At 69.1% G+C, this 9,345-nt stretch carries 5 protein-coding genes; 4 read left to right on the plus strand and 1 reads right to left on the minus strand.

The window, feature by feature from the left end:
- Positions 1 to 116 precede the first annotated feature (116 nt).
- From AC07NF_RS25750 to AC07NF_RS25760, 3 genes are all read left to right on the plus strand, one after another.
- Positions 117 to 2,972 (plus strand): TonB-dependent receptor, encoded by a 2,856-nt coding sequence (locus AC07NF_RS25750; protein ID WP_494633932.1) that lies wholly within the window; start codon positions 117 to 119, stop codon positions 2,970 to 2,972.
- Positions 2,973 to 3,040: 68 nt separating this feature from the next.
- Positions 3,041 to 4,588 (plus strand): hypothetical protein, encoded by a 1,548-nt coding sequence (locus AC07NF_RS25755; protein WP_494633930.1) that lies wholly within the window; start codon positions 3,041 to 3,043, stop codon positions 4,586 to 4,588.
- Complete coding sequence (locus AC07NF_RS25760; RefSeq protein WP_494633929.1) at positions 4,588 to 5,820, plus strand: hypothetical protein; 1,233 nt, start codon at positions 4,588 to 4,590, stop codon at positions 5,818 to 5,820. Before AC07NF_RS25755 ends, AC07NF_RS25760 begins: the two co-directional genes overlap by 1 nt.
- Positions 5,821 to 5,845: 25 nt before the next feature.
- Here the strand turns inward: AC07NF_RS25760 and AC07NF_RS25765 are convergent, their stop codons facing one another.
- Positions 5,846 to 6,946 carry a hypothetical protein gene (locus AC07NF_RS25765; protein ID WP_494633927.1) on the minus strand — a complete coding sequence of 367 codons (1,101 nt, stop codon included), beginning with the start codon at positions 6,944 to 6,946 and terminating at the stop codon, positions 5,846 to 5,848.
- 63 nt (positions 6,947 to 7,009) lie between these two features.
- Between AC07NF_RS25765 and uvrB the strand changes: the two genes are divergently transcribed.
- Positions 7,010 to 9,268 carry an excinuclease ABC subunit UvrB gene (uvrB, locus tag AC07NF_RS25770; RefSeq protein WP_494633926.1) on the plus strand — a complete coding sequence of 753 codons (2,259 nt, stop codon included), beginning with the start codon at positions 7,010 to 7,012 and terminating at the stop codon, positions 9,266 to 9,268.
- Positions 9,269 to 9,345 lie beyond the last annotated feature (77 nt).

A 9,345-nucleotide genomic window follows, 5' to 3' on the forward strand; every position in this document is an offset into this window, starting at 1 on the left:
CTTAGCAAAACTTTCAACTCCCACGCGCTTGCCCAAATAACAGCGTTCGCTCTAAAGCAGCGCTGTCAATGTCTGGGCGAAAACGGGGCTGGGTGACCTTTCTGCGGCGATCTCTATTGGCGGTCTTGTACGCTTGCGTCCTCACAGCGTCAGCGACCGCAGCCGAGCGCGCCGCCACGATCGTCCTGCCCCCTCAGCCGCTGAGCCGGGCGCTGGGCGAGCTGGGCCGCCAGATCGGAGTCGACATCCTGGCCGCCCCGGCCGTGGTCGGCGAGCGCCGCGCGCCGCCTCTGCGCGGCCGCCTGACGCCGGCCCAGGCGCTTGAGCAACTGCTGGCGGGCTCCGGCCTGACCTATGAGCGGACCGAGCCCGGCGTCTATGTCGTGCGCCTGCGGCCCGATGCGCCCGCCGAACGGCCCGAGCCGCCGATCGCCCTGCCCGAGCTGCTGATCGTCGGCGTGCGCAGCCAGAACGTCGATCAGCCGCGCGACCCCGACGACATCCAGCCCTACCAGGTCTATGAGCGCAGCACGCTGCGGGGCGCCCAGAGCCTGTCGGCCGACGACTTCCTGCAGACCTGGCTGACCGCCAACACCTACAGCTACCAGTCCGTCCCGACCCGCCTGCGCGGCCTGCCGCCCTCGCGCTCGAACTTCTCGTTCCGCGATCCGAACGCCCAGGCCGCGACACTGGTGCTGGTCGACGGGCGGCGCATGCCAGCCATCCCGACCGCCAACCAGATGACCCAGGCCGATATCGGCCCCATCCCCCTGGCCGCGATCGGCCGCATCGAGACCCTGGGCTCCAGCAGCGGCGCGCTCTACGGCCTGGGCGCGGTCAATGGCGTGGTCAATCTGGTGCTGGATCGCGACTACAGCGGCGCCGAGGTCGCCGCGACCTATGGCGCGGGCAAGAAGGGCGACGGCGAGTACGGTCGCTTCGACGCCCGCCTGGGCTGGAGCTCCAAGAGCGGCGGGACGGCGATGATGGTCCGCTACGGCCAAAGGCGCTTCAACGGCGTCACGGTCGGCGACCGGATCGAGGCCTCCGCGCCGTTGGACGGTTCCCAGCTGAAGGCCGGCCAGAGCTACAACAGCCCGCCGGGCAATGGGACCACCCTGTTCGGCGCCAGCGGCCCCTTCACGGTCGGCGGCGTCTCGATGACCAAGAGCTACATCCCCGCCGACTATGACGGCCGCGAACCGATCGAGGCGGTGCTGATCCGCAATGCGGGCCTCTCCGCCCCCGGCCTGGCCCAGGGCCACAAGGACCGGCAGCTGTCGGCCGACAGCCGCAGCGACGCGGTGCTGGCCAATCTGCGCCAGCGGCTGTGGAGCGGGGCCGAGGCCTATGTCGACTACATCTACCTGGCCAGCCACGACTCGTTCTTCGCGCCCTATGGCGGCTTCTACACCTGGCTGACGCCGGGCCAGGGCGCGGGGGTCCGGTTCTCGGGATCCAGCCAGATCGAGCTGGTCGCGCCCGTGCCCCACACCTTCGGGACCACCGACACCCGGACGATCACGCGCCGCGTCACGGCGGGCCTGGTGTTCGACCTGCCGGCCCGCTGGCGCGGCGGCGTCGACTACGCCGTGGGCTCCTCGCGCATTCGCTATCTGGGCGGCGACTACGGCTTTCCCTACGAGACCTTCCAGAGCGTCGCCGACGGGGTCATGCCCGACGGCCGGCCCGCGCCCAATCCCTTTGGCGACCAGGCCAAGTTCCTGGCGGACCTCAAGGGCTATGCGACCCAAGGCGCGTCCGCCGAGCCCCTGAGCGGGACGCGACTGGAAGACATCTCGCTGCGCGCCTCGGGACCGATCGCCCGGCTCAAGGACCGCGACGTCACCCTGTCCCTGACCGCCCAGCAGCTGTGGGAGGGCATGCCGCACATGGCCGGCGCGGCCAGCCATCACCTGTCGATGCGCTCGCGGTCGTTGTTCGCCGAGCTGCGCGCGCCGCTGGAGGAGGTCTTCGGCGTGCGCGGCCTGGAGCTACAGGCGGCCGCCCGCCGCCAGACCGGCCGTATCCGCATCGAATACGGCGGTTATGCCGCCGTGGAGAAGTCCGCCGATCTCTATCTGGTCGGGCTGAAGGCCGAGCCGGTCCGGGGCCTGCTCCTGCGCGGGGCCTACGCCTCCGGCGCCCAGCTGCCTGAGCCCACCATGTTCATGAACATGCGGGACACCAACGGCAGCAACATGATCGATCCCAAGCGCAATCCGAACGCGCCAATCTCGGCCGAGGGCTGGTTCTGGGGCGTCTATGGCGGCTCGCCCGACCTCAAGCCGGACCAGACCCGCACCTACACGGCGGGCGTGGTGCTGGCCTCGCCGCTGATCCCGCGCACCCGGCTGTCGGTCGACTACACGCGTATCGAGGGCCACGACCTGCTGGTCAGCGTCTATCGCGGCGCGGACTTCTACATCCTCAACGAGGACCGCTATCCGGGCGCCGTGGTCCGCGCGCCGCTGACCGACGCCGACCGGGCCAAGGGCTATACGGGCGGCAAGATCCTGGAGGTGCGCGACCTCAACGAGAACAGCGGCGCCAGCCTGGTCCAGGCGGTGGACATGACCGCCCAGCACGACCTTGACCTGGCCGGCGGACGCCTCAGCCTCAGCGCCACGGCGACCTGGCAACCGACCCTGACCCTGCGCACCGCGCCCGACAACTGGCTGGGCAAACGCACGCCCGACGGCGGGGCGCCCGAGTGGCGCGGAGCCGCTGGCGTACGCTGGTCGACGCCCGGCTTCGCGGCCTCGGCCACGGCCCGCTACATCAGCGCCAACGGCCCCACATCCCTGGCCGCGCGCACGACGGTGGACCTGGCGCTGGGCTGGAGCCTGCCGCGTCCGCCCGGCGCCTCCGAGACCGAGCTGCGGCTGGGCGTGCGCAACCTGTTCGACCGCTGGTCGATCGACGATCCGCTGAAACGCCGGCTGGAAGCGACAATCATTGCTCGCTTCTAGAGCGTAAGGCTTTGCCGCAGCGCTGAGGACGCTATCAAGGTCGCCGGGCGTCGCGTTGTGGGGAAGGCATGCGTAGAGGGTTGGCGGTCGCTCTGGCGGCCGTGTCGGTGATCTGCAGCGGGGCGGCCGGGCCTGCCGCCGCCAGCACCGCCGCGAGCCGCACCCAGGTCGCCGGCAAGCTGACGCCGCACACGCCCTGGACACCGCCGCCCGAGGCCATGACCGCCCCGCTGAAGGCGGCGCTGGAGAAGCTGAAGGCCGACGACTATCCGGGCGTCTACGCCCTGGCCAAGCCCTACACTGAACGCCCCGACTTCGAGACCCTGCCCGAGACGGTGCGCCACCTGGCCTGGCACCTGGTGGGCCTGGGCGCCTGGCAGACCGACCGCCTACCCGAGGCGCACAAGGCCTTCAAGACCTCGTCCAAGCTGGCCGGGGCGATCGGCTGGGACTGGCTGTACCGCGCCTACACCGCCCAGGGCGACAAGGATCCGCAGGACTCCGTCTACGCCTTCACCACCATGCTCGAGACCGATCCGGAGCCGCTCGCGCAGGTCGACGACCATTTCATCGGCGAGCTTCGTCGCCAGGCTTTGGAGCTGTCGCGCGGCGAACAGCGGCAGATGGCCCTGGTCGACGACCTGCTGGACCTCGACTGGAAGCCGCGCGACGCCACGGGCGACTGGAGCGACGTCTGGCAGGAGCACGCCGCCCGACTGCTGGATCGCGGCGACGTCGCGCGGGCCGGCAAGGCGATGGCGCGGGTCACAGCCCCCGACGCCCTGGCCTCGGCCCGCGCCGACCGCCGCTTCGCGCCGCTGCTGCGCCAGGATCCCGCCCGCTTCGATGTGGCCAAGGCCCATGCCGCGCGCGTCGAAGCCACCCGCGCCCGCATGGCCGAGAAGCCGCGCGCGCTGGGCGCGGTCAACGCCCACGCCCTGGCCCTGCTGGGCATGGGGCGTTACGTCGAGGTCTTCGCCGTGACCCAGGCCGCCCTCGACCGCAAGATCGACAGCTGGGACGACGCCCAGGACCGCCCCTGGACCCTGGACATCCAGGCCCGCGCCCTGCGGGACCTGGGCCGCTTCGACGCCGCTTTGACCGCCTGGCGCATGGCCACCCGGCCCGAGATCGGCGGCGGGGTGAGCCAGGAGCTGAACCTGGCCGACGCCCTGCTGGAGCTGGATCGCCCGGCCGAGGTCCTGACGATCGTCGGCGGCGTGAAACCCGACAAGGTCAGCGCCTTCGGCCGCATGGTCGCCGCCAACCTGTCGGCCTGCGCCAACGCACAACTGGGCGACCGCGCCGGGGTCGACCGGGCCTTCGCCGCCCTCGCCGCCGACCGCGACGCCATCCCGTTCCTGGAGATGAGCGGCCATCTGTGCGCCGGCGACCAGGACGGCGCCGCGGCCGTGCTGATCACTCTGCTCAAGGATCCCGAGACCCGGCTGGAAGCCCTGGCCGACGCCCAGGACTATCCGGAAGAGGCCGTCACAGCCCCGTTCCGCCGCGCCCAGCTGGCCCGCCGCCGCGCGCTCTACGCCCGCCCCGACGTCCGCGCCGCTATCGCCGCGGTCGGCCGCGTCGAGCGCCAGCCCTATCCGGCGGTCTACTGATGCGCCGCCTGCTTCTCGCCCTGACCGCCGCCCTGGCGCTCACGACGCCGGCCATGGCCCAGCGTTTCGCCGACGTGCCGCTGGAGCTGGCCCGGCCCGCCGACGCCGTGGCTCAGGTCGAACGCGAGGTTCGCGCCGGCAGTCCGATCAGCGCCTTCGACCACCAGCAGATCCATGACCTGTGGCAGGCCCTGGCCGACGACGACGCCCTGCGCCTGCGGCTGCTGAACGCCCTTGGCACGCTGAACTTCGCCTCCATCGACGCCATCGACGACGAGGACCAGTTCTGGGAGGACCAAGCCCGCCTGCTGGTCGACAGCGGGGCCTCGCCGCGCGTGGTGCTGGCCGCCCTCAAGCGCCTGGTCGGCGTCGACGAACAGCTCGGCGCGGCCCTGTCGCCGCGCTTCGCCGCCGCCCGCCGGCTGGACGCGGCCTGGTTCGAGCCCAACGCCATCGTCATGCGCGCCTTCACGCGGGCCGACCGGCTGGCGGTCAAGGAGACCGACCGCCTGGCCCTGGTCACCCTGCGCGCGGACCTGCTGGAGCGCCTGGGTCGTCCCGCCGAGGCCCTGGCCCTGGTCGACAAGGCCCTGCTGCGGGTCGAGGTCTCGCCGCAGAGCTTCAGCGACACCGACGGCGCCCTGCTGAACCTGCGCGCCGAGCGGGCCTTCAGCCTGTGGCAGCTGGGCCGCTTCGACGACGCCATCGCGGAAGACCGCGCCATCGTGAAGGCCGCCCGGCCGGGTGAGGGCTATGACGGCTGGGCCGACAACATGCTGATCGGCCATCTCGCCGGCAGCGGTCGCGGCCAGGCGGCGCTGAAGGCCCTGGACTACTTCCTCTATCGACCCAACGGGAACCTCGGCGACTGGATCGTGGCGCGGTCGGTCTGCGTCAATGTCCAGCTGGGCCGGCTGACCGCCGCCCGCCGCGACTTGAAGGACCTGAAGGGCGATACCCTGCCCGCCCGCACCTACGCCCTGCTGTGCCTGGACGACCTGGACGGCGCCGCCGCCAGCTACCGGGCGCGGCTGGCCGATGCCGACGCCGCGCCGTGGGCGATCCTGGCCCTGTCGGCCCGCGCCCGTCCCAAGGCCGTCGGAACCTGGGACACCGTGATGCTGGACCGCCAGGCCGAGGTCGCCGCCCGCGCCGACGTCCAGGCCGCCCTGGTCGCGGCCGGCGGCGCCCGGCGCTCGCCGCTCGTCCCGTCCGGCGGCGAGAACTGGTGACAGACTGCTGCTCGACGACAGCCGATCAAGGCGTCGGACCGAACAGGGCTTCGGCGCGGATGTTAAACATCAGATGGTCGAACGAGCCGTCATAGGATCCGATGTAGCCCTCGAGGGGATGCGCGTCCTGGACCAGTTTCTTCTTCATGTAGTCCGCGAGCATGACTGCGCTTCGCAGCGCGTAGTCCACGCTCTCGACCTGCTCCTCGAACGCCTCGTCGCAGTAGAGGTCGAGCACCGGCAAGCTCAGAACCGAAGATAGACCTCGTTGGCTCAGCATGATGTCGTCGCTTCGATCGTGAAGAACGATCTCGACCAGCTGAACCAGCGTTCGTCCCATCTCCAGATCGACGCGGCCGCAGTCGGCCTTGTGGACAATACGGATTCCCTTCCTCAGATCCGGCGAGCGCAGGAAGAAGCGATAGGATCTGCGGCTCCGGACGACCGGTTCACGCATGATGAGGTCGGGGTAAAAATCTCGAACACGCGCCCAGTATTTCCGGTGAAAGTCCGTCCGCGCTTGATCCACACGCGTCATGCAAGATCGCTTGCTGCGCTGGATGGCCTCGTCGAATAGCGACCGCCGCCATGCGTCGCGACGTCCCGATCGGCTTGCATACCAGTCCCGGATGCTCTCGTATGAAATGGCAGCCATGTAGTCGCTGCCAAGCAGACATCCGGCCAGATATCGGCGAGGTGCGACGACCACCGACCGATACTCCTGGAAGTGCCCGTCGTCGCGATGCTCCATCGCCCTCAAATGATAGCGCGAGGCTTGCCAGAGCTGCTCGGGCGCGGAGATCTTGTTCTCGATCAGAACGCCCAATCGCCGTCCGTGCAGGTCAAGGACCAGCAGAACGTCGGTCTCGCCGTCATATGTCGTGACGCCTCGCCAACACCCGACGATCCGGCTGTCGCCTTCAAGACCGAGCTGAGTCACGAACCATCGCAGGAACGCTGGATTGACGCTGAATTCCTCCATCAACAGGAGGTCGATATCTCGCTCGGTTATGGTGTCGAGATAAGGCCCAAAGTTTTCCACCAATGAATGCGCGGACATAGCAAAGCCCTCGGCGCCGATGCAGCACATCATAACCCGGAATGTCGGCGCACCATCCCGCCACACTGCTGCCACTCCCCGTCAGCAGACCCCCTAGCCGAGACCCGCGCGCGTCCCTAACTTGGGGCCATGCCTTCTTCCGATAACAGCGGCGTCTCGGACGTCTCGACGCCCTTCGTCATGGACACGGTCCAGGACGTCGCCGACGGCGTCATGCCCATGCTCTGGACCCCGCACCGCCCCGCGCGGCCGGACAAGTCCGAGGGCGGCAAGAAGTTCAAGCTGGTCAGCGAGTACCAGCCCGCCGGCGACCAGCCGACCGCCATCGCCGAGCTGGTCGAGGGCATCAACAACCGCGACCAGGACCAGGTGCTGCTGGGGGTCACCGGCTCGGGCAAGACCTTCACCATGGCCCAGGTCATCGAGCGCACCCAGCGCCCGGCCCTGATCCTGGCCCCGAACAAGACCCTGGCCGCCCAGCTCTACAGCGAGATGAAGGGGTTCTTCCCCGACAACGCGGTCGAGTACTTCGTCAGCTACTACGACTACTACCAGCCGGAGGCCTACGTCCCCCGGACCGACACCTTCATCGAGAAGGACAGCTCGATCAACGAGCAGATCGACCGCATGCGCCACTCGGCCACGCGGGCGATCCTGGAGCGCGACGACGTCATCGTCGTGGCCTCGGTCAGCTGCATCTACGGCATCGGCTCGGTCGAGACCTACACCGCCATGACCTTCACCCTGACGGTCGGCGACAAGGTCAACGAGAAGCAGCTGATCGCCGACCTGGTGGCCCAGCAGTACAAGCGCAACGACCAGGCCTTCGAGCGCGGCACGTTCCGCCGTCGCGGCGACACCATCGAGATCTTCCCCGCCCACTACGAGGACCGCGCCTGGCGCGTGACCATGTTCGGCGACGAGGTCGAAGCGATCTCGGAATTCGACACCCTGACCGGCAAGAAGACGTCCGAGCTGGAGACCATCAAGGTCTACGCCAACAGCCACCACGTCACCCCGCGTCCGACCCTGCGCCAGGCGATCATCGCCATTCGCCAGGAGCTGAAGGAGCGCCTGGAGTGGCTGGTCGCCAACGGCAAGCTGCTGGAGGCCCAGCGCCTGGAGCAGCGCACGACCTTCGACCTGGAGATGATCGAGACCACCGGCTCGTGCGCCGGCATCGAGAACTACAGCCGCTACCTGTCGGGCCGCCGGCCGGGCGAGCCGCCGCCGACCTTCTTCGAATACATCCCCGACAACGCCCTGCTGTTCACCGACGAGAGCCACCAGACGGTTCCGCAGATCGGCGCCATGTACAAGGGCGACCGCAACCGCAAATGGACGCTGGCCGAGTACGGCTTCCGCCTGCCCTCGGCCCTGGATAACCGCCCCCTCAAGTTCGAGGAGTGGGACGCCATGCGGCCCCAGTCGGTGCACGTCAGCGCCACCCCGGCCAACTGGGAGATGGAACGGGCCGGCGGCGTCTTCGCCGAGCAGGTCATCCGCCCCACCGGCCTGATCGACCCGCCCGTCGAGGTGCGTCCGGTCTCCAAGGACAACGCCAGCCAGGTCGACGACGTGGTCGACGAGATCCGCCAGACCATCAAGAAGGGCTACCGCACCCTGGTCACCGTGCTGACCAAGAAGATGGCCGAGGACCTGTCGGAGTACCTGAACGAGCAGGGCATCAAGGTCCGCTACATGCACTCCGACATCGACACGCTGGAGCGCATCGAGATCATCCGTGAACTGCGGATGGGCAATATCGACGTCCTCGTGGGCATCAACCTGCTGCGCGAAGGCCTGGACATCCCCGAGTGCGGCTTCGTGGCCATTCTCGACGCCGACAAGGAAGGCTTCCTGCGCTCGGAGACCAGCCTGATCCAGACCATCGGCCGCGCGGCGCGGAACGTCGACGGCAAGGTCATCCTCTATGCCGACCGGATCACCGGCAGCATGGAGCGGGCCATGGCCGAGACCGCCCGCCGCCGCGAGAAGCAGCACGCCTACAACCTCGAACACGGCATCACGCCCGAGAGCGTCAAGCGCGACATCAAGGACATCCTCAACAGCCCCTACGAGCGCGGCGACCGCGTGCTGGTGCCGATGGGCATGTCCGAAACCGACGACCGCCCGTTCAGCGGCGACAACTTCAAGGCCGCGCTCAAGGACCTGGAAGCCAAGATGCGCGAGGCCGCCGCGAACCTGGAGTTCGAGACGGCGGCCAGGCTGCGCGATGAGATCAAGCGGATGAAGCTGATGGATCTCGAGTTCGCCAACGAGGTGCTGTCGGCGACGGGCGACGAGGTGGACCGGTCGGCGCCGAAGCGGATCCGGGCGGAGATCCGCGCGGAGAAGGCGGAAGAGTTTAGGAAGAAGCGGAAGTAATAGATCCTCCCCCTAGCGGGGGAGGTGTCGGCGCAGCCGACGGAGGGGGAAGTAGCCGGAGCCAGGACTTGTGGGGG

Source organism: Caulobacter sp. GW821-FHT10A06, from assembly GCF_059415805.1.

Excerpts from the sequence above, each read along its gene's own strand:
- uvrB (WP_494633926.1), top strand. The coding sequence starts at position 7,010 with ATGCCTTCTTCCGATAACAGCGGCGTCTCGGACGTCTCGACGCCCTTC.
- AC07NF_RS25755 (WP_494633930.1), top strand. The coding sequence starts at position 3,041 with ATGCGTAGAGGGTTGGCGGTCGCTCTGGCGGCCGTGTCGGTGATCTGC.
- AC07NF_RS25760 (WP_494633929.1), top strand. The coding sequence starts at position 4,588 with ATGCGCCGCCTGCTTCTCGCCCTGACCGCCGCCCTGGCGCTCACGACG.